The sequence below is a fragment of the Bradyrhizobium elkanii WSM2783 genome (genome assembly GCF_000472865.1).
Classification (GTDB): Bacteria; Pseudomonadota; Alphaproteobacteria; order Rhizobiales; family Xanthobacteraceae; genus Bradyrhizobium; species Bradyrhizobium elkanii_A.
Map to the genome: position 1 here is coordinate 1 of NZ_AXAP01000211.1, position 1309 is coordinate 1309.

Genomic DNA, 1309 nt, shown 5'->3' on the forward strand with positions numbered 1-1309 from the left:
AGCGTCTCTGGCTGCGTGATAGAAAGGGATCAGGAGCAGTCAGTTTCCAACTAACAAACCGGTTCAAGCGGTCCCGCTCCGCGGGTCCATTTCAGCTTCATGATGAGCCATGGGAGACCGCATCGATGCTTCCGTCAGGTGCGGCGTCGGCGCTCTGCCGAAGAAAAGCTAGTACTGATCGAAGAAGAGTTTGAGGGGGCAAGACGGTCTCGGTGGATGCTAGAACGGCACCCGCGCCGATCGCGCCGGCGAGACGGTGGACGCGATCGAGAAGGAAGTCCGCCGCATGGCCGAGGAAGGCCCGACCCAGAAGGAGCTCGACGAGGCCAAGTCGTATTTGAAGGGTTCGCAGATGCTGGCGCTCGATACCTCCTCGAAGCTCGCGCAGGCGATGCTGCAGTATCAGACCGACAAATTGCCGATCGACTACATCGAGAAGCGCAACGCCATCGTCGACGCGGTGACGCTGGACGACGCCCGCAAGGTATCGCAGCGGCTCTGGGGCCAGGGCCTGCTCACGGTCGTCGTCGGCCGCACCCCGCAGGCCGCGGCCCAGCCGGCCAGTGCCCCATCCGCCGCAACGCCGCCGCCCGCCGTCAGCCCACCGGCCGCCGCGCCATCAGCCGCAACGCCGGCAACACCTAACTAACTTTGTGTTCGTGAGGTGATATGCGATCTGAACTTCGTTGGGGTGCCGCAACAGCTGCGCTCGTTGCAAGCGGTGCCGTCAATTCGGCCGATCTTAAGCCGGCAGCAAAGGTCCCACCGGCACTGTGGAGCCGGACCGGAGGATATATCGGCGGGCACGTGGGAGGCGGCTACGGCCGGTCATCGTTTCGTGATCCCCTATGGTCGGTCGATTTACGGTGACCTCGTCGATAGCCCTGTGTTCCTGGCCGGAGGTCAGATCGGCTACAATTGGTAGAAGGAGCCTGGGCTCTTGGCCTCGAATTGGATGCCGGCGGCGCTGTCTCGGACGGCCAAACACCTGACCAGCATCTCTGCCAGATCGTCAAAAAAGTTTCACCAACGAACCGCTTTTGGCGGACTCGTTTCTTCGTCCAGGCGAAGGGCTGTGCTTTTTCATTGTAGGCGCGGATGAAGGCATCGATGTGCTCCTGTAGCTGCGTGACGGCGGTGAATGATGCACCGTTCAACGACTGGCCTTGCAGGATGGAGAACCAGGTCTCGACCTGATTGAGCCAAGATGCCCGCGTCGGCGTAAAATGAAACTGCACCAAGGGGTGCTTTTTGAGCCAGCGCTCATTCTTCTTGTGCGTGTTGAGGTTGTCCAGGATGACGTGAAGTT

At 60.9% G+C, this 1309-nt stretch carries 2 pseudogenes; one reads left to right on the plus strand and one right to left on the minus strand.

Going from position 1 to position 1309, the window contains the following annotated elements:
* Nucleotides 1-226: 226 nt before the first annotated feature.
* Nucleotides 227-649 (plus strand): annotated as a pseudogene (locus tag YY7_RS0149885) (M16 family metallopeptidase); the annotation flags it as partial.
* 361 nt (nucleotides 650-1010) lie between these two features.
* On the opposite strand, the pseudogene YY7_RS59965 reads toward YY7_RS0149885, so the two are convergent.
* Nucleotides 1011-1309: pseudogene (locus tag YY7_RS59965) on the minus strand (transposase); the annotation flags it as partial.